General features: G+C 37.7%; 22 protein-coding genes. All 22 read right to left on the bottom strand.

Annotated features, from left to right (window positions below):
* Nucleotides 1-216 precede the first annotated feature (216 nt).
* Entirely contained in the window at nucleotides 217-675 is a 459-nt protein-coding gene (locus BM086_RS13510) for an HIT family protein (protein ID WP_092327618.1), read from the bottom strand.
* 22 nt (nucleotides 676-697) lie between these two features.
* A complete protein-coding gene (locus tag BM086_RS13505) occupies nucleotides 698-1036 on the bottom strand; it encodes a MazG-like family protein (protein ID WP_330391603.1) in 339 nt (112 codons plus the stop codon).
* A gap of 17 nt (nucleotides 1037-1053) precedes the next feature.
* Nucleotides 1054-1725 carry a hypothetical protein gene (locus BM086_RS13500; RefSeq protein ID WP_092327615.1) on the bottom strand — a complete coding sequence of 224 codons (672 nt, stop codon included), beginning with the start codon at nucleotides 1723-1725 and terminating at the stop codon, nucleotides 1054-1056.
* A 22-nt stretch (nucleotides 1726-1747) separates the two neighbouring features.
* A complete protein-coding gene (locus BM086_RS13495) occupies nucleotides 1748-2107 on the bottom strand; it encodes a GNAT family N-acetyltransferase (RefSeq protein ID WP_330391604.1) in 360 nt (119 codons plus the stop codon).
* Between the two features lie 150 nt (nucleotides 2108-2257).
* Nucleotides 2258-2677: a GNAT family N-acetyltransferase gene (locus BM086_RS13490; protein ID WP_092327612.1), complete on the bottom strand. Its 420-nt coding sequence runs from the start codon at nucleotides 2675-2677 to the stop codon at nucleotides 2258-2260.
* 254 nt (nucleotides 2678-2931) lie between these two features.
* Nucleotides 2932-3105, bottom strand: coding sequence for a hypothetical protein (locus tag BM086_RS20985; RefSeq protein ID WP_175560280.1), 174 nt, complete (start codon nucleotides 3103-3105; stop codon nucleotides 2932-2934).
* Nucleotides 3106-3238: 133 nt separating this feature from the next.
* Entirely contained in the window at nucleotides 3239-4429 is a 1191-nt protein-coding gene (gene tuf / locus BM086_RS13485; RefSeq protein ID WP_092327609.1) for an elongation factor Tu, read from the bottom strand.
* Between the two features lie 135 nt (nucleotides 4430-4564).
* The gene (gene fusA, locus BM086_RS13480; protein ID WP_092327606.1) at nucleotides 4565-6682 is read right to left on the bottom strand and encodes an elongation factor G; all 2118 of its coding nucleotides are present in this window, start codon (nucleotides 6680-6682) and stop codon (nucleotides 4565-4567) included.
* Nucleotides 6683-6730: 48 nt separating this feature from the next.
* A complete protein-coding gene (gene rpsG, locus BM086_RS13475) occupies nucleotides 6731-7201 on the bottom strand; it encodes a 30S ribosomal protein S7 (RefSeq protein WP_026516618.1) in 471 nt (156 codons plus the stop codon).
* A 195-nt stretch (nucleotides 7202-7396) separates the two neighbouring features.
* Nucleotides 7397-7816 carry a 30S ribosomal protein S12 gene (rpsL, locus tag BM086_RS13470; RefSeq protein ID WP_074889573.1) on the bottom strand — a complete coding sequence of 140 codons (420 nt, stop codon included), beginning with the start codon at nucleotides 7814-7816 and terminating at the stop codon, nucleotides 7397-7399.
* A gap of 168 nt (nucleotides 7817-7984) precedes the next feature.
* Nucleotides 7985-11707, bottom strand: a complete 3723-nt coding sequence (gene rpoC / locus BM086_RS13465; RefSeq protein ID WP_092327638.1) for a DNA-directed RNA polymerase subunit beta' — start codon at nucleotides 11705-11707, stop codon at nucleotides 7985-7987.
* Between the two features lie 105 nt (nucleotides 11708-11812).
* Nucleotides 11813-15685 (bottom strand): DNA-directed RNA polymerase subunit beta, encoded by a 3873-nt coding sequence (gene rpoB, locus BM086_RS13460; protein WP_092327603.1) that lies wholly within the window; start codon nucleotides 15683-15685, stop codon nucleotides 11813-11815.
* A 261-nt stretch (nucleotides 15686-15946) separates the two neighbouring features.
* Complete coding sequence (locus BM086_RS13455; RefSeq protein WP_092327601.1) at nucleotides 15947-17170, bottom strand: nucleotide sugar dehydrogenase; 1224 nt, start codon at nucleotides 17168-17170, stop codon at nucleotides 15947-15949.
* On the bottom strand, nucleotides 17167-18249 hold the full coding sequence (locus tag BM086_RS13450; protein WP_092327635.1) for an NAD-dependent epimerase/dehydratase family protein: 1083 nt from the start codon (nucleotides 18247-18249) through the stop codon (nucleotides 17167-17169). Before BM086_RS13450 ends, BM086_RS13455 begins: the two co-directional genes overlap by 4 nt.
* 389 nt (nucleotides 18250-18638) lie before the next feature.
* Complete coding sequence (locus BM086_RS13445; RefSeq protein ID WP_092327598.1) at nucleotides 18639-19904, bottom strand: CDP-glycerol glycerophosphotransferase family protein; 1266 nt, start codon at nucleotides 19902-19904, stop codon at nucleotides 18639-18641.
* Nucleotides 19905-19978: 74 nt separating this feature from the next.
* Nucleotides 19979-21097: a glycosyltransferase gene (locus BM086_RS13440; RefSeq protein WP_092327596.1), complete on the bottom strand. Its 1119-nt coding sequence runs from the start codon at nucleotides 21095-21097 to the stop codon at nucleotides 19979-19981.
* A gap of 80 nt (nucleotides 21098-21177) precedes the next feature.
* Nucleotides 21178-22224, bottom strand: coding sequence for a sugar-transfer associated ATP-grasp domain-containing protein (locus BM086_RS13435; protein WP_175560279.1), 1047 nt, complete (start codon nucleotides 22222-22224; stop codon nucleotides 21178-21180).
* Nucleotides 22225-22248: 24 nt separating this feature from the next.
* A complete protein-coding gene (locus BM086_RS13430; RefSeq protein ID WP_092327590.1) occupies nucleotides 22249-22677 on the bottom strand; it encodes an adenylyltransferase/cytidyltransferase family protein in 429 nt (142 codons plus the stop codon).
* Between the two features lie 74 nt (nucleotides 22678-22751).
* Nucleotides 22752-23651 (bottom strand): hypothetical protein, encoded by a 900-nt coding sequence (locus BM086_RS13425; protein ID WP_092327589.1) that lies wholly within the window; start codon nucleotides 23649-23651, stop codon nucleotides 22752-22754.
* A gap of 24 nt (nucleotides 23652-23675) precedes the next feature.
* Nucleotides 23676-24389: a CpsD/CapB family tyrosine-protein kinase gene (locus BM086_RS13420; RefSeq protein WP_092327588.1), complete on the bottom strand. Its 714-nt coding sequence runs from the start codon at nucleotides 24387-24389 to the stop codon at nucleotides 23676-23678.
* Nucleotides 24390-24429: 40 nt separating this feature from the next.
* Nucleotides 24430-25143: a Wzz/FepE/Etk N-terminal domain-containing protein gene (locus tag BM086_RS13415; protein WP_092327585.1), complete on the bottom strand. Its 714-nt coding sequence runs from the start codon at nucleotides 25141-25143 to the stop codon at nucleotides 24430-24432.
* A gap of 185 nt (nucleotides 25144-25328) precedes the next feature.
* The gene (locus BM086_RS13410; RefSeq protein ID WP_092327583.1) at nucleotides 25329-26453 is read right to left on the bottom strand and encodes a glycosyltransferase family 4 protein; all 1125 of its coding nucleotides are present in this window, start codon (nucleotides 26451-26453) and stop codon (nucleotides 25329-25331) included.
* Nucleotides 26454-26631: the final 178 nt, after the last annotated feature.

Here is a 26631-nt window from a genome sequence, read left to right as displayed (position 1 = left end):
GTCCTGAGATTTGGCTTCTCCATTGCAAGTATTGCCGATGCCAGTCAGACATGTAACAACCTGTCCAAAGTCCTTTCAATGGAAGATGCCAGCGCAGTGGCCTCGGCCCTTCATGAGTATGTATCCTTTTGAGCAGTCGAATGAGATATTTAATTGTAAAGGTTCAAAGGCTATGTACTTCGGTTCATAGCCTTGTTTCAATAAATCAGGATTGACTTACTGAAACAAGCCTACGAAAATGAGCTGCAACTCCGGCAGGAATGTGATGCTTCTGAACTGACTGCGCCGTGCAGGAGGAGAAATCTCCGAAAACAATTCGCTGAAACCTCCTCCCATAATTCGCCGTTTGACACTGTATCTTGGACGACAATGCAAATGAACATGTGGATTTGGATTATCATCCTTGTAGAAGTTATTCAAAAGGCATGTCCAGTTACATAAATCTGCTCCAAGTGTAGTCTTTAAGCAGGATTCTACCCTTTGAATAATAGATTGGAAATCAGTCCACTCCGCAACACTAAGCTCTGATAATGTGCCTGCATGTCTCTTCAGTACAATAATACATCTTCCAACATAGTCCTGCTTATCAGCAAGATACACCGCCCAATGCTCATCTTCAAACAATATGTATTTTTTATCTTCATCAGATAGATTACACCATTCACAGGCACTCATATAACATCCCCAGTACTTTTAATCACCATCGCTTCATATTCTTTTGAAACTTGCTTGTGTAGGTCTCTTTTAACTCCTCTGCAGATATTCCGTAGCAAAGAAGAACATCATTGTAGTACATCAATACATCCGCAAGCTCTTCTATCAGATGCTCACGTTCCGGGTTATCTGCATTAGAAGCCTCAGGCCCGTACTTCTTCACAATATCTATCACTTCACCAACTTCACCAATCATCCATAAAAGCTTATTCTTTCCTACTTCAGGAGAAATCCCCTCCCATTTATCCTTGTACTTCTCCTGTAAAGCTCTCTGCATATCAAGCATTTCATTTATACCAAAATCTGACATTGTTCTACTCATGACTTCCTCACTATGTTTTATATATTATTATCTTTGTGAAGCGTAGGCACAAACAATCTTAATGCGTCCATTCTGTCTCTGCCACTGATAATTGCTAATAATTCACGCGTACATAGCTCTTTTGCCTTCTCGACATAAGCTGCCACAATATCCCACGTAAGTACTTCCAGATCATTTAGATTACACTCTGGGGCTTGCAATTGTTTTTCAAAACTCTCTGCCATGCTCTTCAAGCGTACTGTGTTAACATCTATATCAGGAATGTTTACCACTTTAATAGCCTCATTAGAAACTTGATACTGAGTTATCAATAGGTGATTAAGCCTCCAATAGTCTCTATACACAGCTTGAATCTTTTCAGCTTTTACATCCTTAGGCAAATGCCTGATATGATTCTCGCAAACATCATGAAACCATAGTGCATCCATTAAAAGATGGCAACAATAGCCTTTGTAATAATCCTCTTTCATTTCAGCAGAGTGCTCATCAGCATATGTGTTCCAATTGAACCCCTTCATAGCAACATCTTCACGAACATCCATATAATGTAATTTACAGTAGCTTCCGTCTTCCTTATTCCCTGTGTCTGGAGCAAGTACTGCCCCTATCAAAAACATATTTAATTCAGTTATCCCCAGTTCTTTTGCCACAAGGCGAGAAACTATGTAGTGAATCATTGATGATGCCATTTTCCCGCTACTCCCTATCGTATTAAAATTTCAAAGCCGCTATTATTTCTTCTCCATCCATATCCCCAGTCTCTACGAAGTCGAATGATTCATAAATCGCTTTTGCAACCGTATTTTCCGGCTCATATGAAAGCCAGCAGTATTCTGCCTTGCCACAAGGAAATGTCTTAATAAACTCAATGGCAAGTTCTATTGCTTTTCTGCCATAACCCTTTTTCTGATATCTCTTGTCTATCATAAGGCGCCATAAATTATAGTTGTGGTCAGCTATCTTAGGCGCATCATCCCAATAGTCATCTTTGTCATATCCAATCATAACAAATCCTACTAGAACATCGTCATCATAGATGCCAAAAGGAAAAGCATATCCATTATTTGTGATAGTGGTATAAGCCTCAATAATACTTACATCATTTGCTGCTACAAATTTTCTTTGGCTTTCATCAACAGAAAGTTTTAATATATCCCATACGTTTTTTCAATTAACCTTCTCCAGTCTTAACATATATTGGTCTCCATAATCATTCGCTTGTTAAGTGTAAATAACTTTCCTTAACGCAGGTCCGCAATACTCATGCGGACAAACCTTAAATCCCTGCTTTACATAGAATTCTTCTTTACCTTTTGCTGCCAATAGTTGAACGCTTATTCTTGCTCCTTTTGGTGCGTCTTTTTGAATACGTTCAACCAGTCTATTAATCACTGTAGAACCAATTTTATTCCCTTGGTATTCAGGTCTTACTACCACATCCACAATAGTGTAGTACATACCATCGCCAACTGCTCTAGCCATAGCTACGGGCCGCTCCTCATCCTTAGCAAGCACAAAATATGCACTACTATTTATCGCTTTCTCAGCCTGTTCCGGACAAAAGTTATTCCACTCAACTGATTTACGAAGTTCAAAATATGTGTCTAAATCAGGTATAGTTTCACTATATGTTATATCCATTTTTATTTACTCCCAACCAAATAACTATATATAAAGAAAAGCGGGTGTCTTACCCGCTATTTGGTGGACCCAGGTCGCGCGCGGCCAGTCCAAAATATGCATTTTTATGAGTATGCTTCTCATACATCTTCAAGAACAAAATTGATGCTGGCACCGCTTCTGTTGAAAACCTATAAGGTTTTCTTTCGATGTAACTATAATACGTGTGTGTAGAGCTATATGTCAATTAGTTTCCTAAATTACTCTCACCAACATTATACTTTCCCACACTTTAAAACCTCTTGCTCGTATATTTCATCCCATTCATCATCAAGGTTCCAATCATCATCCAGAGGAAGATCTTCGATTCTTACAGCGTTTTTGTGTAATAATTCTCTGTTCTCTTTAAGAAACTCCTTATAATCTTCAACAGATCTAATATTAGCCATAGAATCCTCCTTTCTGGATACTCATGAAGAATAAACAATGATTTTGAAAGCTATTGTTTTTTATTTTTACACATAACCAGAAACAGCTTCCAGAGAAACTCTGGAAGCTGCATAAAATCTAGGTTTGTTAAGATTACTCAACGATTGTAGCAACCTTACCTGATCCAACTGTACGTCCACCCTCACGGATAGCGAACTTAAGACCCTGCTCCATAGCGATTGGGTGAATAAGTTCGATAGACATTGTTACGTGGTCACCAGGCATGCACATCTCAACACCATCTGGAAGGTTGCAGACACCTGTAACGTCAGTAGTTCTGAAATAGAACTGAGGTCTGTAGTTTGTGAAGAAAGGTGTATGACGGCCACCTTCATCCTTTGTAAGAACGTAAACCTCTGCAGTGAACTTTGTGTGGCATGTTACTGTGCCAGGCTTTGTAACAACCTGACCTCTCTGGATGCCTTCACGATCAACACCACGGAGAAGAAGTCCTACGTTATCACCAGCTTCGCAGAAGTCCATAGTCTTTCTGAACATCTCGATACCAGTTACAACTGACTTAGAAGTCTCTTCCTTGATACCAACGATTTCGATTTCGTCGTTGAGGTTAAGGTGACCTCTCTCTACTCTACCAGTAGCAACTGTTCCACGACCTGTGATTGTGAATACATCCTCAACAGGCATAAGGAAAGGCTTATCTGTCTCACGAGTAGGTTCAGGAATATACTCATCAACTGTGTTCATGAGTTCCATGATCTTGTCACCCCACTCACTCTTAGGATCCTCAAGAGCCTTAAGAGCAGAACCACGGATGATAGGTGTATCATCTCCAGGGAACTCATACTCTGTAAGAAGGTCTCTGATTTCCATCTCAACGAGGTCAAGAAGTTCAGGATCATCAACCATATCACACTTGTTCATGAATACGATGATGTAAGGAACACCAACCTGACGAGCAAGAAGAACGTGCTCCTTAGTCTGAGCCATAACACCATCAGTAGCAGCAACAACAAGGATAGAACCATCCATCTGTGCAGCACCTGTGATCATGTTCTTAACGTAGTCAGCGTGACCTGGGCAGTCAACGTGAGCATAATGTCTGTGCTCTGTCTCGTACTCGATGTGAGCAGAGTTAATTGTGATTCCTCTTTCCTTCTCTTCAGGAGCCTTATCGATCTGATCGAATGCTACTGCAGGGCTGAATCCTCTATCAGCAAGTACTGCTGTGATAGCAGCTGTAAGAGTTGTCTTACCATGGTCAACGTGACCGATAGTACCAATGTTAACGTGTGGTTTGCTTCTGTCAAACTTAGCTTTTGCCATTTCTAAATATCCTCCTTAAGTTGAAATGTTAAACAACATTTTCATACATAAATTAACCGACTATATCGATTATATTAAATATTAGCCGCTAAATCAAGCAAAAACTCGATTTAGCAGGCTTCTATTTAGCATTTATCAGTTGCCCTTATTTGAAAGGACTTTATCCTGAACATTCTTAGGTACTGGAGCATACTTCTCAAAGAACATTGAGTAGTTACCACGACCCTGTGTTCTAGAACGAAGGTCTGTAGCATATCCAAACATCTCAGCAAGCGGAACATGTGCTCTAACAATCTTTCCACCACCAAGATCATCCATACCTTCAACCTGACCACGGCGAGAGTTAACGTCACCGATAACATCGCCCATGTATTCCTCAGGCATTGTTACTTCTACTTTCATGATAGGCTCAAGAAGAACAGGTGAACCCTTCTGCATAGCATCCTTAAATGCCATGGAACCAGCAATATGGAATGCCATTTCAGATGAGTCAACTTCATGATATGAACCATCATAAACTGTTGCATGAACACCAACAACCGGATATCCACCAAGAGTACCAGCCTTCATAGCTTCTTCGATACCTTCGCTGATAGGCTGAATGAATTCCTTAGGAATAGCACCACCAACAACTTCGCTATCAAACTGATAAAGGTTATCACCGTTAGCATCCATAGGCTCAAAGCGAACTTTACAGTGACCGTACTGACCACGTCCACCAGACTGCTTTGCATACTTAGATTCAACGTCTACAGCCTTTGTAAGAGCTTCTCTATATGCAACCTGAGGAGCACCAACGTTAGCTTCAACCTTATACTCTCTAAGAAGTCGATCAACAATGATATCAAGGTGTAACTCACCCATACCAGCGATGATTGTCTGACCTGTTTCAGGATTTGTATGAGCTCTGAAAGTAGGATCTTCTTCAGCAAGCTTCATAAGAGCTTCATCAAGCTTCTGCTGACCAGCCTTAGTCTTAGGCTCGATAGCAAGCTCGATAACTGGATCAGGGAACTCCATAGACTCAAGAATAACTGGATTCTTTTCATCACAAAGAGTATCACCTGTAACAGTATTCTTAAGACCAACTGCAGCTGCGATATCACCTGAGTATACTTTCTCAAGGTCGGTACGCTTATTAGCATGCATCTGAAGGATACGTCCAAGACGTTCCTTAGAATCCTTAGTACTGTTAAGCACATAAGAACCTGAATTTGCAGTACCACGATATACACGGAAGAATGCAAGCTTTCCTACGAAAGGATCACTAACAATCTTAAATGCAAGTGCTGCAAATGGACCATCATCTGTTGACTCAACTTCAATTTCATTTCCATCCATATCAGTACCCTTACATGCAGGGATATCAACAGGAGATGGCATAAATTCGATAATAGCATCGATAAGCTTCTGAATACCTCTGTTTCTGTGAGCAGAACCACAGCATACAGGGAATGCCTTACATTCGCAAGTTGCCTTACGAAGTGCGGCCTTAAGAGCTTCAATAGAAGGCTCTTCACCTTCAAGATACTGCATCATAAGATCTTCATCAAGATCACAGATTTTTTCTACAAGCTCTGAATGATAAAGTTCAGCATCATCCTTAAGATCAGCTGGAATCTCACCAATTGTAACATCCTCACCCTTATCATCATTATAAATATAAGCCTGCATTTCAAACAGATCAATGATACCCTGGAACTGATCCTCAGCTCCGATAGGAATCTCGATCATGATAGCATTTTTCTTAAGTCTATTACGAATCTGTTCAACAGCTCCGAAATAGTTTGCTCCAATGATATCCATCTTATTGATGAATGCCATACGAGGAACATTAAATCCGTCAGCCTGACGCCATACGTTTTCAGACTGTGGCTCAACGCCTTCCTTAGCACTGAATACACCTACTGCACCATCAAGTACACGAAGTGAACGCTCAACTTCAACAGTAAAGTCAACGTGACCAGGTGTATCAATAATATTGATACGATGCTCAAGTGCACCTGGCTTAACCTTACCATTCTGCTGAAGTGTCCAGTGACATGTTGTAGCTGCGGATGTGATAGTGATACCTCTTTCCTGCTCCTGAGCCATGTAGTCCATGGTAGCAGTACCTTCATAGGTCTCACCAATCTTATAGTTTACACCGGTATAGTAAAGAATACGCTCTGTAAGTGTAGTCTTACCAGCATCAATATGTGCCATGATACCGATATTTCTGGTTCTCTCCAATGGGTATTGTCTATCAGCCAAAGGTTTTTCCTCCTAAATAATTTCAAACCCGATTCTCTGCATTACAGATTAGAATCTGTAATGTGAGAATGCCTTGTTTGCTTCTGCCATCTTGTGCATATCTTCTTTTCTCTTTACAGCTGCACCAGTGTTATTGTATGCATCCATAATCTCTGAAGCGAGACGATCTACCATTGTCTTCTCACCTCTAGCACGTGAAAAGTTAACAAGCCAGCGAAGTGCAAGTGCCTGACGTCTGTCTGGTCTTACCTCGATTGGAACCTGGTATGTAGCACCACCGATACGTCTAGCCTTTACCTCGAGAGCAGGCATGATATTATTCATAGCTCCCTCGAATATTTCAAGAGCAGGCTTACCAGCCTTCTCCTCTACCTGTGCGAATGCACCATATACGATTTTCTGAGCAACACCCTTCTTGCCATCAAGCATAACAGTATTGACAAGCTTTGTTACAACCTTGTTATCGTATAAAGGATCCGCTAATACGTCACGTTTTACAATATGTCCTTTACGCGGCACGGTTCTTCCCTCCTTTAGAATTGCAATGATCATAAATTAAGTCACTGCTTACTATAATCATCGGTACTCACTAATTTAGTGTTCGTGCGGTTTTCTTACTTAGAAAAATAATACCTCCCACAAAATGGGCATCTTACTTAATACTATATAAAAGAATCCCAACACTTATAAAATTAGATTTGTTTAGTTAATGAATTACTTAGACGCCTTTGGTCTCTTAGCGCCATACTTGGAACGAGCCTGTTTTCTGTTGGCTACACCTGCTGTATCAAGAGTACCTCTGATGATATGGTATCTTGTACCAGGTAAATCCTTAACTCTTCCGCCACGGATAAGAACAACACTATGCTCCTGAAGGTTGTGTCCCTCACCAGGAATGTAGCTTGTTACTTCAATACCGTTAGAAAGACGAACTCTGGCGATCTTTCTAAGAGCTGAGTTAGGCTTTTTAGGGGTAGCTGTCTTTACTGCTGTGCAGACACCACGCTTCTGAGGAGAAGCTGTTGCAGTAGCCTTCTTATGTAAAGAATTGAAGCCCTTCTGCAATGCAGGTGCTGTAGACTTCTTAACAGATGTCTGACGACCCTTTCTAACTAACTGGTTAAATGTTGGCATTCTATTTACCTCCTATTTTGATATATGCATACAACAAAGGGGCAAAACTTCACCCCTTTGTCCATACACGCAATTATGAATTATAAATACTATATTTCAGGTTGTCAACTATATTTTTATATAATAACCTGTCAAAAAAATTAAATTTATCTAAAACAATCAATTGGCTCAAGCTTCACTGTCGCCTGATGCAAAATCGATATCGTCAAAATCATCATCAAGGAAGTCATCATCAAAATCTCTTCTTCTCTTTTTAAGAATCAATTTCTCCGGATCCTTGAAATTTGCATCTGTGTTAAGTGTTGTATTTCTATAACGCTTCATGCCTGTTCCGGCAGGAATCAACTTACCAATAATAACGTTTTCTTTAAGTCCGATAAGTGGATCTACCTTACCCTTGATTGCAGCATCTGTAAGAACCTTAGTTGTTTCCTGGAAGGAAGCTGCTGAAAGGAAGGAATTTGTAGCAAGTGCTGCTTTTGTAATTCCAAGAATTACCTGTTTTCCTTCTGCAGGCTTTTTGCCTTCTGAAATCAGTGCTTCATTGCTATCTTCAAAATCAAGTACATCAACAAGTGTTCCAGGTAAGAACTCTGTATCACCTGTTTCGTCGATTCTTACTTTCTTAAGCATCTGACGTACAATCACTTCGATATGCTTATCACAGATATCAACACCCTGTAAACGATATACTCTCTGAACTTCTCTCAAAAGATAATCCTGAACTGCACGAATTCCTTTTATTTTAAGAAGATCATGAGGATTTACAGAACCTTCTGTTAATTCGTCACCTGCTTCAATTGTAATGCCATCCTGTACTTTTATTCTTGATCCATAAGGAATCAAATATGCCTTTGATTCACCGGTCTCATCGTTAGTAACAATGACTTCACGTTTTTTCTTTGTATCCCTGATTTCAACCTTACCATCAAGCTCAGAGATAATAGCTAGTCCCTTTGGCTTTCTGGCTTCGAAAAGTTCTTCTACTCTAGGAAGACCCTGTGTAATATCACCACCGGCAACACCACCAGTATGGAACGTTCTCATTGTAAGCTGTGTACCAGGTTCACCGATTGACTGAGCTGCAATAATACCAACTGCCTCACCAACCTGTACTGCCTCGCCGGTAGCCATGTTGGCACCATAGCACTTAGCACAAATACCATTGTGTGAACGGCATGTTAATATTGTACGAATCTTTACAGCTTCAATAGGCTGTCCCTTTGAGTTAACACCAACGGAAAGGATTTTTTCAGCACGGGATGGAGTGATCATATGATTACGCTTCACAAGAACATTACCATCCTTATCTTTAATAGTCTCACAAGAATATCTTCCTGTAATTCTATCTTTCAAAGGCTCGATTGTTTCCTTACCATCCATAAATGCCTTAACTGTCATTCCAGGTATTACTTCTTTATCAGCACAGCAATCAACGTCACGGATAATAAGTTCCTGTGAAACATCAACCATTCGACGAGTCAGATATCCTGAATCGGCTGTACGAAGAGCAGTATCTGACAAACCTTTACGAGCACCATGAGCTGACATGAAATATTCCAAAACGTCAAGACCTTCACGGAAGTTTGACTTAATAGGAAGTTCGATTGTTCTACCTGTTGTATCCGCCATAAGTCCACGCATACCTGCAAGCTGCTTGATCTGCTGGTTACTACCACGGGCACCAGAGTCTGCCATCATATAAATATTATTATACTTATCGAGACCAGCAAGAAGTTCATCAGTAAGCTTCTTATCTGTCTCCATCCATGTGTCAACAACTGCACGATATCTTTCTTCGTCAGTTATAAGTCCACGACGGAAGTTTGCTGAAATCTTATCAACTGTTGCCTGTGCTTCATCAAGCATCTGTTGTTTCTGCTTAGGCACTGTCATATCTGCGATAGAAACAGTCATAGCAGCACGTGTTGAATAGTGATAACCTGTTGCCTTGATCTTATCAAGAACCTCTGCAGTTGCAAATGTTCCATGAGTATTGATCATCTTTGTAACAATATTCTTAAGCTGTTTCTTGCCAACCATAAAGTCAACTTCAAGCTTAAAGAAGTTTTCAGGTACACTTCTGTCAACAAAGCCAAGATCCTGTGGAATTATCTCATTAAAGAGGAATCTTCCAAGGGTTGATTCAACAAGACCTGATGTAGTATTTCCCTCAGCATCTGTTTTATCCATTCTAATCTTTATTCTTGTCTGAAGAGTAAGATATCCATTTTCATAAGCAAGAATTGCTTCATCTACATTCTTGAAGAATTTGCCTTCTCCAAGTGCCCCTGGTCTTTCCTGTGTAAGATAGTAAATGCCAAGAACCATATCCTGTGTAGGAACGTTAACAGGTCCACCATCAGATGGCTTTAACAGGTTGTTAGGTGAAAGCATAAGGAATCTACACTCTGCCTGTGCCTCAACTGACAATGGAAGATGAACAGCCATCTGGTCACCATCAAAGTCCGCATTGAATGGTGTACATGCAAGAGGATGAAGCTTAATAGCTTTACCTTCTACAAGAATTGGCTCAAACGCCTGAATACCAAGTCTATGAAGTGTGGGGGCACGGTTAAGCATTACAGGATGCTCTTTAATTACATCTTCGAGTACATCCCAAACCTGCTCATCAAGACGCTCCACTAACTTTTTAGCATTTTTAATATTCTGTGATATTCCTCTGGAAACAAGCTCCTTCATTACAAAAGGTTTGAACAATTCAATAGCCATTTCCTTTGGAAGTCCGCACTGATATATCTTAAGTTCAGGTCCAACGACGATAACTGAACGTCCTGAGTAGTCAACACGCTTACCCAAAAGGTTCTGACGGAAACGTCCAGATTTACCTTTCAACATATCAGACAATGACTTAAGAGCTCTGTTACCAGGTCCGGTTACAGGTCTTCCTCTTCTACCATTATCTATAAGCGCATCTACTGCTTCCTGAAGCATTCTCTTTTCGTTTCTTACGATGATATCAGGTGCTCCTAAATCAAGCAGTCTCTTAAGTCTGTTATTTCTGTTAATAATTCTTCTATAAAGATCATTTAAATCTGAAGTGGCAAATCTACCACCATCAAGCTGAACCATAGGACGAAGATCCGGTGGAATTACAGGTATGCAATCCATTATCATCCAAGCAGGATTGTTTCCGGACTCTCTGAATGCTTCCACAACTTCAAGACGCTTAATAATTCTTGCTCTCTTCTGTCCGCTTGATGTATCAAGACCTTCTTTTAATTCTTTGTATTCTTCTTCAAGATTTATTGCAAGCAAAAGTTCTTTTATTGATTCAGCACCCATGCCTGCGCGGAACTTTCCGCCCCATTCTTCTCTGGCATCCTGATATTCTTTCTCTGAAAGAACCTGCTTGTATTCAAGTGATGTGTCACCTGGATCAAGTACAATATATGAGGCAAAATAAAGAACCTTCTCAAGTACACGAGGAGAAAGATCCAATATAAGTCCCATACGGCTAGGAATTCCCTTAAAATACCAAATATGTGAAACAGGAGCAGCAAGCTCAATGTATCCCATTCTTTCACGACGTACGCTGCTCTTTGTGATTTCAACACCACATCTGTCGCATACAACGCCCTTGTATCTTATCTTCTTGTACTTACCGCAATGACATTCCCAATCCTTAGTAGGTCCAAAGATTTTTTCACAAAACAATCCGTCTCTCTCAGGCTTTAATGTTCTGTAATTGATTGTCTCTGGCTTTGTAACTTCTCCACTATGAGGATCGTTATCATTTCTGTGAGCCCAACTTCTAATCTTCTCAGGTGATGCAAGTCCAATCTTAATTGAATCAAAAGTCATAGGCTGATAAGTCTGCTGAAGTCCGCTTTCTTTGCCATTTGACGCTTCATTTATTGCTTTATTCATTGTTGAATCAGACATTCGTAACCTCTTTTCTGTATGTTAATCGTGAGTTTAAGTTACAGTAATCTGCTTGACCGGCTTTATTACCGGCCAAACAGCATCTTCCGATTACTCGTCATCAGATGAATCAAAATCATCAAAAGAATCTTCTGATTCAAAATCATCTGTATCTTCAGCCTCAGCTACAAAATCACCACTATCTTCATCATAGTGCTGCTTTGAGTATCCATTTGCCTCAAACTGCTCCTGGCTGTAATCACGACCTGCATTATCGCCTTCCATCTCAACGCGATAATCAGAATCTGTATAATCAACACTCTCCATAATTTCAACTTCTGTGTTATCCTCACGAAGAACTTTGATATCAAGTCCCAGTGACTGTAATTCTTTCAAAAGAACTTTGAATGATTCAGGAACACCAGGTTCAGGAATGTTATCTCCCTTAATGATAGCTTCATAAGTCTTAACACGTCCTACAACATCGTCGGACTTAACAGTAAGAATTTCCTGAAGAGTATAAGCTGCACCATACGCCTCAAGAGCCCAAACTTCCATTTCTCCGAAACGCTGTCCACCAAACTGAGCTTTACCACCCAATGGCTGCTGTGTTACGAGTGAGTAAGGACCAGTTGAACGAGCATGGATCTTATCATCAACCAAGTGATGCAGTTTCAGATAGTGCATGTGTCCAATTGTAGTAGGACTGTCAAACTGCTGACCTGTTCGACCATCACGAAGCTGTACCTTACCATCTGATCTGATCGGCACACCCTTCCAAAGCTCTCTGTGGTCTCTGTTCTCATACAGATATTCCATAATCTCAGGATGTACTAAATCTTTATATTTCTCTTCAAACTCATCCCATGTACTATTTACATAATCATTAGCAAGTTCAAGAGTATCCTGAATATCTATTTCGTTTGCTCCATCAAAGATAGGAGTTGCTATATTAAATCCAAGTGCCTTTGCAGCAAGTGAAAGGTGAATCTCAAGGACCTGTCCAATGTTCATACGAGAAGGCACGCCCAAAGGATTAAGCACGATGTCAAGCGGTCTACCATTTGGAAGATAAGGCATATCTTCTATAGGAAGGACACGAGAAACGACACCCTTGTTACCATGACGACCAGCCATCTTATCACCAACAGAAATTTTTCTCTTCTGTGCGATATAGATACGAACTGCCTGATTTACACCAGGTGAAAGCTCATCGCCATTATCTCTTGTAAATACTTTCGCATCTACAACAATTCCATATTCACCATGAGGTACTTTAAGTGAAGTATCTCTAACTTCTCTTGCTTTTTCTCCAAAGATTGCTCTAAGAAGTCTTTCCTCTGCAGTAAGCTCTGTTTCTCCCTTAGGAGTTACTTTACCTACAAGGATATCACCTGCGCGAACCTCTGCACCGATACGGATGATTCCACGATCATCAAGATCTTTAAGAGCTTCATCACCCACACCTGGAACATCACGAGTTATCTCTTCCGGTCCGAGTTTTGTCTCACGAGCCTCTGCTTCATATTCTTCAATATGAACTGATGTAAATACATCATCACGAACAAGTCTCTCTGAAAGAAGAACAGCATCCTCGTAGTTATAACCTTCCCAAGTCATAAATCCGATAAGAGGGTTTTTACCAAGTCCAAGTTCACCCTGTGAAGTAGAAGGACCATCAGCAATAACCTGACCAGCTTCAACATGGTCTCCCTTGAAAACGATAGGTCTCTGATTATAACAGTTACTCTGGTTTGATCTCTGGAATTTGATAAGATGGAATTCTTCCTTCTCACCGTCATCATATGTCATCTGAATAAGCTTACTATCTACAAAATCAATAGTTCCAGCTTTTCTTGCAACAACACAGACACCTGAGTCAACTGCAGCCTTTTTCTCCATACCTGTTCCAACTGCAGGAGCTTCTGTAATAAGAAGAGGCACTGCCTGACGCTGCATGTTTGATCCCATCAGCGCACGGTTAGCATCATCATTTTCCAAGAAAGGAATAAGTGCAGTAGCTACAGAGAATACCATTCTAGGAGATACATCCATGTATTCAAAAGCAGTCTTTGGATACTCGGATGTTTCCTCTCTGTAACGACCAGAAACAGAATTCTTCTTGAAATGTCCCTCTTCGTCAAGTGGTGTATTAGCCTGAGCTACATGATAATTATCTTCTTCATCAGCAGTAAGGTATTCAACCTCGTCTGTAACGATAGGATTAGCAGGATCAGTTCTATCAACAATACGATATGGTGCCTCAACAAATCCATAATCATTAACTCTCGCATAGCTAGCCAGAGAGTTGATAAGTCCAATGTTAGGACCTTCAGGAGTCTCAATAGGGCACATACGTCCATAGTGAGTATAGTGTACGTCTCGAACCTCGAATCCGGCTCTATCTCTTGAAAGACCACCAGGACCAAGAGCAGAAAGACGTCTCTTATGAGTAATCTCACTAAGTGGGTTATTCTGATCCATAAACTGTGACAGCTGTGAAGAACCAAAGAATTCTTTTACTGCAGCCTGTACAGGTTTAATATTTATTAGTGTCTGAGGTGAAACTTCCTCAGTATCATGTGTTGTCATTCTCTCACGAACAACTCTTTCAAGTCTTGAAAGACCTATACGATACTGGTTCTGAAGAAGTTCGCCCACGCAACGAATACGTCTGTTTCCCAAGTGGTCAATATCATCATCATTACCAATTCCATACTCAAGATGAATATTGTAGTTAATAGAAGCGATGATATCTTCTTTTGTTATATGCTTAGGAATAAGTTCGTGTACTCTCTTCTTGATTGTCTCAGCAAGACCTTCAGGATCATTCTTTGCAGTGTACTCATCAAGAATTTCTTTCAATACAGGGTAATAAACATCCTCGTTAATTCCAAGTTCAACAGGATCACAGTCAATAAAGCTTGTTATATCAACCATCATATTAGAAAGAACCTTAACATTTCTTTCTTCTTCCTGTAAGAAAACATAAGGAATAGCTGCATTCTGAATTTCTGTAGCAAGTGCACGGTCAACTCTTGTTCCTGCAGAAGCAATCATCTCTCCTGTTGTCTCATCAACAACATCCTCAGCGAGAACATGTCCGTTAATACGATTCTTAAAATGCAATTTCTTATTAAATTTGTATCTACCAACCTTGGCAAGATCATATCTTCTTGAATCAAAGAACATCGCATTGATAAGGCTCTCTGCGCTTTCAACGCTAAGAGGCTCACCAGGACGAATCTTTCTATAAAGCTCCAAAAGGCCACTCTGATAATCGGTTGAAGAATCCTTAGAAAAGCTTCCCTGAATCTTAGGCTCATCGCCGAAAAGTTCAAGAATTTCTTCATTTGTTCCGATTCCAAGCGCTCTAATAAGTACAGTTACAGGAACCTTTCTAGTTCTATCAACTCTTGCATAGAAAACATCATTAGGATCAGTTTCGTACTCAAGCCATGCACCTCTGTTAGGAATGACTGTACAAGCCATGAGCTCTTTACCGATCTTATCATATGTAATATCATAATAAATACCGGGTGAACGAACTAATTGGCTAACGATAACTCTTTCTGCACCATTGATAACAAATGTACCTGTTGCTGTCATAAGAGGCAGATCGCCCATGAATATCTCATGCTCTGTGATTTCGTCCTTCTCTTTATTATGAAGGCGAACCTTAACCTTTAAAGGCGCTGCAAAAGTAGCATCTCTCTCTTTACATTTCTCAATAGTGTTCTTGTTCTTATCAATCTCATCCTCGCATAACTTGAAATCCACAAACTCCAAGCTAAGTTTTCCGCTGTAATCCTCAATTGGAGAGATATCGTCAAAGACTTCTTTCAAGCCTTCGTCAAGAAACCACTGATATGAGTTCTTCTGGACTTCAATCAGGTTCGGCATCTCAAGGACTTCCTTCTGACGCTGAAAGCTCATACGAATATTCTTACCAGAGCCAGTAGGATGTAATCTGTTTTTTTCCATTGACATTCACCCCGTTCTAATATTTTTGAGTAGTGAGATAGGCCTAAAATCGTGTATATTAAAAAAACGCACAAAAAGACCTATTGCACCACAATAGTGCATTATCCATTGTACGTCGAAAAAATATCCATGTCAAGCATTTTTTTATTTTCATCTTTCAATGCCATCTACCAATATTCTTGTTTAAATTGATTATTCTTTTATGTAGAAGACCAGACAAGAGCCTCATATCATTCACTCAGTGTCTGGTCTTTTTATCAATTAATCTCTTCTAAACAGATCTCTTGTATAAACCTTATCTTCTACTTCATCAAGACACTTATCATATCTGTTTGCAATGATCGCATCTGCACCAGCTTTGAACTTCTCAATATCATTTACTACCAATGAACCAAAGAATGTCTGTCCATCTTCAAGAGTTGGTTCATAAATTATTACTGTTGCGCCTTTTGCCTTCAATCGCTTCATGACACCCTGAATACTGCTCTGCCTGAAGTTGTCAGAATTACTCTTCATTGTAAGTCTGTAAACACCTACTGTTATAGGACGTTCTTTCTGAGCGTTCCACATTGAACTTGCTGTATAATAACCAGCTTTCTCAAGTACTCTGTCAGCAATAAAATCTTTTCTTGTTCTATTACTCTCAACAATTGCTCTGATAATGTCTTCAGGAACATCCTGGTAGTTAGCTAGGAGCTGCTTTGTATCCTTAGGGAGGCAATATCCGCCATATCCAAATGAAGGGTTATTATAGAAATCACCAATTCTGGGATCAAGACTTACGCCTTTTATAATATCAGCTGTATTAAGTCCTTTCACTTCTGCATATGTATCAAGTTCGTTGAAATAGCTGACACGAAGAGCAAGATATGTATTTGCAAAGAGTTTCACTGCTTCTGCCTCTGTGAATCCCATAAACAAAGTCTCGATATTTTCCTTCTCAGCGCCTTCCTGGAGTAAGCTTGCAAAAGTCTCAGCCTTCTCGCGAAGCTTCTCATCGCATCCAACAATGATTCTGCTAGGATACAAATTGTCATATAAAGCCTTAGATTCTCTCAAGAATTCAGGACTGAACATAATTCTGTCTGTCCCGAATTTTTTTCTTACAGATTCTGTATATCCAACAGGAATTGTAGATTTGATGACCATAGTTGCTGTCTCTGAAGACTTTAACACCAAGTCAATTACTGCTTCAACAGCTGAGCAGTCAAAAAAGTTTTTCTGAGGATCATAATTTGTAGGAGCTGCAATTATTACATAATCCGCATCAGCATATGCACTAGCGCCGTCAAGCGTAGCTGTAAGATTTAGCTCTTTTTCCTCCAAATATTTCTCAATGTATTCATCCTGAATTGGAGACTTACGATTATTGATCATATTCACTTTTTCAGGAATAATATCAACGGCTGTCACCTCATTGTGCTGTGATAAAAGTACCGCAAGTGATAATCCAACATATCCTGTTCCCGCAACTGCAATTTTCATTTCTTTAATCCATCCTTATAATAATCTTTATACCAAATAGCAAAAGCTTTTAAGCCTTCACGAATACCAATCTTAGGAGTAAATCCATAATCCTGTTCAAGTGCCTTGGAATCTGCATATGTAACAGGCACATCTCCCGGCTGCATTCCTACAAGTTCACGATGTCCTTCAAAATCATAATTCTTCGGCAATACTTCTGAAGCAACCAATTCCTCCTGAAGCGTCGTGATATAATTCAAAAGATTTTCAGGCTGCCCACCGCCAATATTATATACAGCATATGGCGGAACCGGAAGTCCGTCTTCACCATTTGCTTTCTCCGGAGCACCCTGCATTACTCTATAGACACCTTCAACAATATCATCAATATATGTAAAATCTCTTTTGCAATTTCCATAATTAAAAATCTTTATAGTGCCATCTTTTGCCAATGTGTTCGTTGCTGAAAAATAAAACATGTCCGGTCTCCCGGCTGGCCCATAAACAGTGAAAAATCTAAGCCCTGTACTTGGAATATTATATAGCTTAGAGTAACTATGCGCTAAGAGCTCGTTGCTCTTCTTAGTTGCTGCATATAGTGAAACAGGATTATCAACCTTATCATCTGTACTAAATGGCACTTTCTTATTTCCACCATAAACACTTGAACTCGAAGCATAAACAAGATGTTCAACCGGATTGTGTCGGCATGCCTCCAATATATTAAAAAATCCAATTATGTTGGATTCAATATAAACATCCGGATGTTCTATAGAATACCTAACGCCAGCCTGAGCAGCCAAATTCACCACAACAGATGGCGTATATTCCTCAAATGTTTTATCAATCAAAGCTTTATCCGCAAGATTTCCCTTGATAAAAACATGTTCAACAGCAGATGTTTTAGCACTTTCTTCTATAAGTGACAATCTGTACTCTTTGAGCTTTGGATCATAGTAATCGTTCATCGAGTCAAAAGAAATAACTCTTCCGCCATCCATTTCTTTTAACAAACGCATAACCAGATTAGCGCCTATAAATCCCGGGCTCCCCGTAACAAGTACTGTTTTCCCATTAAGTTCAATTTTTTCTTTCCCCATCATAAACATCCTCTATTATTAAGTTTTGCGACATTCATAGCAAAAACAATTAAAATTATAACAAAAAAATTAATAAATGCAAAAGAATTATGAAATTATATTCACAGACATAAGTCAAGCAATTTTATAAAACGCTGTTCAGTATTCACCAAAACATTAAGATACTGTACATTTGGCTTTTATCTTCATATATTTCAGAATTAACTGCTATTTTAAATCCCTGATTTCCCGGATTCAAATATATCCCCATGAATTATTCTCCTACTATTACTATAAGTTTAAAAAGCACTATTAGAATGGCACTTTATAAAATAAAAGCTTCCAAACATACAGATAGTATAGCATAAAAGGAGCTCACACCGTAAAAATGAAAGCTCCTTCTTATACTCTTAACTGTTAATAATTGACTCCAATATTTCTCTTCCTATATTGCCACAACCTGCAGGCAACAACTCTTTTATCAATTTTTCTCTGTGATTTTTCTCATCATCACTACCATTTTTAATCTTTTCCATTTGCGTTATTATTTCGTCAAATGAATCTGCTCTATACAAATTTGAGCAAATAGTATTTCCCTCAGGATTTAATCCATCGGCAGTATCACAATAAACAATAGGTTTTCCTGTCATAAAATACTCTGCTATAAGAGATGTATAATCTGCGACCAAAGCATCAGCTGCTTTGATAGTGTCAAAATAATCCTTTTTCTGATCTATAAAAACATTACCGCATTTTTGACACTCAAGCTTAAAATTGTTAACTTCATCTTCTGTCATAATGCCTTTTTCTACAAAATTAGTAAACATGCTTGGATGAGGACGTATTATCAAGTTTACATCATCATGTTTTTGGGCATATTCTAAGAATTCCTTATAATATGTCAGGAAGTGTGTACCTTTATTGTTCTTATACCCTTCTCCTGTTGTCCATCTTGGAAGCCATGCCATAGTAAACTTTGCATTATCATCAGCTTTTTTATCATCAATAAGCAAATCAAATCTTGGAAACCCAAGATACTCAAACCTTTTATTATTCTCTCTGATATATCTGGGATAATACTGCTCACACTCGTACTTACGCGACTCATTAGCCAGATAAACTTTATGGGTAGAAAGAATAAAATCTTCCGGAAGCACTGTCAATCCATCCGAAAGCATACTATATGCATACGGAATATAAATCACCTTAGCATACGCACAAACGTTATATGAACGATACTCTTCCGGATAGTATGGTATATACGGTCTTGTATAGATTACATAATCCGGATTAAGATTCTTAATATCAAACCAATCCTTCTCACTATTTGCTTTAATAGCCTCAATACCACTTTCAACAAAAAAGTCATATGCATCATTCTGCATAGTTCGAATATCTATATCTTCTGCATACTTGCTTATGTCTCGTGGAGCAGCCACCAAATAAACGTCTACATCCGTTCTACGCATAGCATCACTGTAAATACTCTTCAGTGAATTCCAAGCTTCTGGAAAAACAACCAAAAAAACTATCTTTTTCCTTGAACCAACTTCTTTTCTACATTCTTTAACGTGATTAGAGTAATTTTTTATAGATTCATTAAATCTATAATATGCTTTAAGATGATGTCCTATTTTTTTTGCCGTTGCATAAATACTATTCTGTGACTCACTCATACCATTTTGCTCCCAAATATTTTATTCAAGAATTATAATGCTTTTCTTGCCAAAAGCCATTCACCCCAATAATATCACTCCAAGTATATATCATGTAACAATTTAGCTGATGAAACAATATCATACCCTTTTTCTGCCACATCCAATGCTCTGCTCATTCTATCATCAAGATTGCTTTTTGAAATATTCTGTAGTATATCCTCAGCCCAAACCTCTGCAGATTCATCCAAACTCAAAAAATGAATTTTATCTGTGACTGTAGCTTGTTGTGGAACAGAAGTCGAACACCAAACAGGAAGATCCATTGCCTGCGCTTCTATTGCAGCAATCCCTAATCCTTCCGCTTTTGAAGGCATCACAAATATGTCCATAGCATTTAAATAGCATTCAACGTTACTATTAGCCTCAACAAGCACAACTTTAGCATCAAGCCCCACTGATTTGCTATAACTGATAAGATTTTCTTTCTGACTTCCACTTCCTACAATGAGTACAAAAACATCTTTTTTGTTGTTTAACTGTTTGGCAATATCAATAATAAATGTCTGATTTTTAATTACTTCAAGTCTTCCAACAGTGCCTATAACTAATTCATTATGTAAATGAAGCTCATCCCGCATTTTGGCTCTTATAGCAGGATTAAAAGAAAACTTGTTAATGTCGATACCATTCGAAATCAGCAAAGCACTTTCATTTCCAAACATATGCTCAGCAGCTTCTTTGGAACATGTCAGTTTCACATTTGCCAGTCTTTTTATTCTGTCCCTGCACCTTAATTCATAATCATTATATGGAGTCGGTGTATTCTTTTTTGCATGCGAATGAGCAATTATCTTTTTTACTCCGCATATTTTTGCAACTGCAACAGTAGTGGATGTCAGTTGTAATCCCCCCGTATTGCAATGAACTATGTCAATCCGCTTTCTTAAAATAATAGATAACAAATCTAATGCAATAAGCCATTTATCATAACGCTCTTTTCTTCCTACAATAACGTCAACGCCATTGTCCTTATATGCCTTAAGCACCGGTTCATCAACAATATTACCAAAAGCATATAGAGTAAAATCAAAACGCTCTTTGTCCATGTTTTTTAGCAAATTGTTTAGTAATACAGAAACACCGCCAAAATGAATATCACCATAAATAACCAATAATATTTTTAGTTTTCGACTATTATTGTTTTTCATCATCAGATTCTTTTTACCTTTTAAAAAGAGAACATCAAAACCAACTTAAAGATTTTAATTAAAGATAATTATAGCCACTACAATCAAAAAACATTATAGCTTCTATAAATATCACCTAACTCAGACTTCTTAACTCCATTGTGCATCTGGAATATTGCAACGCCGCTAGACGCATTCCCTTCTATCACGCAAAAACCATCATCTGTTAAAAGAATGTCCCAGGCAACAAAATTTAAATATGGAATTTTATTAGTAATATCCACCATCTGATTCTTTATTTCAGTCCAATTGGGTATCCTTCTTCCTGCTAATTCACTCCCAGAATCCGGATGAACCTTAAAAGGCTTCAAAACGTGATCTTTATCTCCACATATTGCCATTCCTTCACTCAATGCGCCTGTTTCAGGATCAATTTCTAATGTAAAACCGCCACTGCAAAGATTATCTACAGGAATACTCTTTTTTGTCCCAACTCTTTGTATTGCAGTAATAAATTTTGCTTCACGGTCTCCTTTTTTCTTCGCGCATACAATTCTTATAGTGTTGGTAGTATAAGGATACAAGCTACTAGCAAACTCAGACTGCGTAATGTACTCACAAAGAATTGCATCACCTTTTCTTTTGAAAAGATTTTCTACATTTTCCTCAGTTTCTTGTTTTCCATTAACAAACATATTTCCATCTTCAAATGAAATAACATAAGTGCCAAATCCGCCGCCTCTACCATTCCATTTCAATACTGATTTTTGATATTTTTTTAGATAGTCAATTATATTATCATTATTTGCTCCATTATCATGCAATCCATATACTATCCCATCACTTATCCATGCATAATTCTCAGGAACTTTTACATATTTACCCACAACTTCTTCAAAAGCCAATTTGTCATCAAGAATAAACTTATATGCCCCATTGATTTCTCTGGATCTCAGTCTGTCATACTCAGATATATAATCTTTATAGTCATTTCTTTTTAAATCGTAATATATATACTCCTCAACAGAGAATCCTTTTTTTGCATACTTAATTTTCTCCGGCAATGAAATTGTAGACTCACAATCACTGTCCCATACTATTCTCTTCCATTCCCTAAACGTTCTGTACTTACGTAACACCCCACGTAACACTTTACAAATGCTCCTCCCACGCTTTTATTCCTTAATTGCATTTTCTTCTACAACTCTTAATATAGTACTGCTGATTCCATCAGTATGCTTAAGATAAACTACATCCACCCCATATTGAGCCAATACTCTTTCAGTTTCATTCCATCTATCGGAGCCCTTCCAATCATCACCGATAAAAACTGCATCAAATGGCTTATTCTTAAGAACTGCTTCTTTATTCAGAGAATCAACAATTATTACCTCATCAACAGCTTTGATATTTGAAACAATAAGTGCTCTCTCAGTCTCATTGATAACTGTATGCTTTTTCTTATACTCTTCAACAAGTCTGTCTGAATTAATCCCAACTATTAAATAGTCGCAATAATCTTTTGCATGATTGATTAAATTCAAATGTCCAATGTGAAACATATCATACACGCCTTGTGTATACCCAACTTTATACTTTTTCATATCTTTATCCTTTTCAAATTTTTATAATCCATTCATTATCCATGCTCATTTAATCTCAATTCACTGATGCATATTTATTTCTTCTTAACATATCCAATCAGCACTAATAAAGCAACGCATCCTGCCAGCAAGGCAATAATTCTTCCAATTAATACAAACCTATAATCAACAGCCTCATCAGTGTTTGTGGTATTCTTAGCTTCCGAAACTCTCACATTATAATTTCCTAAATCAATCAGTTTACTTTCACCCTCACCTACGGAGTAACTAAAAGAAATTGAAATCTGTTCATCCCCAACCTCGGTAAATACTACATATAGATCTTTGGAATAATGTCTTCCGGCAGAAATTGTACCTACTGACAATTCCTTACTATCATCTGAAATATTTCCATCAATCAAAAGCTTTGCATCTAAAATATCAGCTCCCGTATTATTAGTGTACTCAACGCTGATCAAAGTTTTTCCTTTAACAGTAGCTCTTGGGCTAACGCTTACACTATTGATTGAAATAACTGTTCCACCTGTTGCAGGAATAAATATATCTACTGAGTTAGTTCTCTGATTATTCAGCGTTATGTAATCGATTTTTACAGAAATATTTGCACTTGTCTCTTTAAACCTTGAACTAACTGAAACAGAAGCTGTAACTTCCTTTGTAGCCCCAGGCGATATACTTCCAACATATATCTGATTACCACTTCCATATTTAGGATTCAACATTCCTTCATTATTAGATAAAGACATAACAACATTAGTTGCAGAAGCAGTATTACTTGTATTTCTTAATGTGAATGAAATATCAACATCTTTACCTGCCTGAAGCATGCTATCCCCAAGACTATATCCTTCGACAACTACAACTGCACTCTCAACTTCACTGGCAGAAACCACTATTGCATTATCTGCTACAACATATGAAAAAATTAGAAGGCTCAAAATACAAGCATGAAAAAATGTCACAAACTTATTCATTCTTCCTCCCTAACGCCCTTTCCTTTATTTGATACTGCTTTTCTTTGACTTATTTTTTATATATCTTTCATTTTGGAAATAATCATAATCTCCGTGGAAATCAGCATACTGTTTCATATCCACTTTATTAACAATTGTTCCAATCAGATTTGCCTTAACTCCTGTTAACGCATTCGCAGCAGCAACAAGCCTTTTCTTAGTAGTCTTGCCAATAGATGAAACTAAAATTACAGCATCTACGGTCACCGCAACAACTTCTGCATCCATTGCTGCATGTACAGCTGGCATATCATATATAATAAAATCATATCCATTATTAAGAGTTTCTTTTACGGTATTCATTTTATCGGAGCAAAGTAGTCTTACCGGATTATCAATAAGTTCACCGCATGGCAAATAATAAAGATTCTCTGTAGTAGTTTCATATATGACATCCTCAAGCCTCACTCTGTTCATTAAATAATCTGATAATCCTTCGGATACACTTTCATTCAGTCTTTTATAACGATTATTTTTCCTCATATCTCCGTCAACTAAAATTGTTTTCCATCCTGAAGTAGCAAGAGAAGCAGCTAAATTTATAGCCACAGTAGTTGATCCATCACCTGCCTCGCACCCGCATATTGCAAAACTTTTATACCCATTTTGCTTTTTTAAAATGTGAATATTCATTACAGATTGATCAAAAGCATCATTTAATACATAATTATGACTTTTATAAATATCTAACTTTTTCAATTCTTATCTCCTCTGTATCACATCAATCTTGTTCTTTAAGTTACTGCTTATAATCCGGGATAATCCCAAGAACCGGAAGTTGCTCTCTTATAGTTGCCTCTCGTATAGTTCTAACCTTGGAATCAAATATTTCACTAATCAGTATCACCACACAAGCAATAGAAAAACCAATAAGCGCGTATTTAGCTCTCTCTTTCCAAGCATTAAGATTTGCATTATAAGTCTTCGAATAAGTGTATGCATTATCCAAAACCTTAACTGAGTCATTATTAAGTATATTCTTCATTTCAATAGAGTATGACTGTGCCATTGCATCAGCTATATCCATGGATAGTTGTGGATCTGAAGTTGTAGCATAAAAAACAAGAATAGTTGCTGAACTATTCATAAAACTAGTAATCGAAGACGCCGAACTACTTTTTGCAGACGAACTTACACTTATAACCTTCTGAATATCTGCTGCTTCAACATCATTTCGACCAATTAATAGTGCTGCCCTCTGACAAACTTTATATGAATTTGCTACTCCCAGATACGCATTCATTACGTTGACAGCATTAGCGGATTCAGTATAAGAACCATCTGCAGCAGCATAAACTGTTGATTTAGCCGTATACTTATCTTCACCCATATCAATTGTAATTGCAAAGCCAATTACTAAAAAAAGCATAGCTACAAATAATATCAACACCTTGCCCTTATACAGTGCTTTCAAACATCTAATTACATCAATTTCTAATTCATTTTGATACATTACAAATCCCCTTTACACTTATATTAAATATAATGAAATCCTCACATAATCCGAAAAATTATATCATTTTTGTATTCTACTGTATATTGATTTTTTTTTTAATAAAACTAATCTATATAACAATATTTTTGTATATTTGCACATAAGGCGTGGATTTTTCCACGCCTTATGTCTTATAAAAGAGATTATCTTTTTATGATTTTCTCAAACTGCTTAAGCCAAAAATCCCAGTTTAGCTCTTTTTCATACTTTTTCCGTGCATTCAAAGAATACTGCTCAATGCTCCCATTCTCAATAGAATCCTTTATGACATTACAAAAATCTTTTGCACCACATCCAGCATCAAGACATTTACCAGTAATACCATCTTCAACATAATCTGTTATTCCACCAGTATCATATGTAAAAACAGGCAATCCGAACATAGATGCTTCTGTAAAAACAATACCTGCACATTCTGCTTTAGTCGGTAGTATAAAAATGTCATGGCTCGAATAGCATTCAATGAGTTTTTTTAGCTCTTCTTTATCATCTTTCCGAAGTTTTCCATAAAAAGATACATAATTAGGTAAATCTAGATTCTTAGGCTTCGCTAATCCAACTATGCTTAACTCATATTTTATAGCTGATGACTCATTTAATAATTTAACAGTTTCTATAGCTAAATCTACGCCTTTTCTAACATAATCAACGCCAACCAATAGTAGTTTATAGCATTCTTTTCCAGCTTCAGTCAGTTTATAGCCACAATCACTCATATTTGCTCCGAATTTTATTATATTCAGTTTTTCTTTTGGAGTCTTATAATAATCTATAGCATCTTGATAAGACCATTTTGCCGGTATTATTATTGATGTTGCCAAATTATGAGCAGTCTGCTCCCATGCATTCCCAACTCTCTGGTCATGCTCAGAATGATTATAATAATAGCCTAACATCTTGTGATAAGTAGCATCACTCATATAAATGAGCTTTTTATTCTTTAAAGCTTTTCTTCCTGCATAAATAAGATTGCTACAAGCTGGAGCAAAAATCCATTCACAATCTGAATCCTTTATTAACTGATTTGCCTTCTTTGAATCTAATGCACTCATCAAAAATGACAATTGATTCGTGCGAAAGGAAATCACTCTCAACATCTTATATACCAATCCATTTAACCTATTTGGTGATACAATTATCTTCTCTACATCTAACACATCAGACTTTGATAATGTATTATATAATTGTGAGATTGTACCACTCCAATAGTTAGTATCCGCAGGCTCACCATAGTATAAAAATCCAATTTTAGCCTTGTTTTTGTGCATAATAATTCCGCTCCCTATTCAATCTTTATTCTTGCAATAAAAAAGTTTTAAATCTTCCTTTTAATTTTCATATATATAGCTATCTTCCAACTGACAATCAATATATAAGAGAATTAATCATTTTTTATAATAAAGACATAATCTTATTATCACTACTTTTCTCACTTTATACATATTT

Origin of the sequence: Butyrivibrio sp. YAB3001, from assembly GCF_900112195.1 — a bacterium.
In the GTDB taxonomy this organism is placed as follows: Bacteria; Bacillota; Clostridia; order Lachnospirales; family Lachnospiraceae; genus Butyrivibrio.
This window is presented reverse-complemented; position numbering and strand designations above follow the sequence as displayed.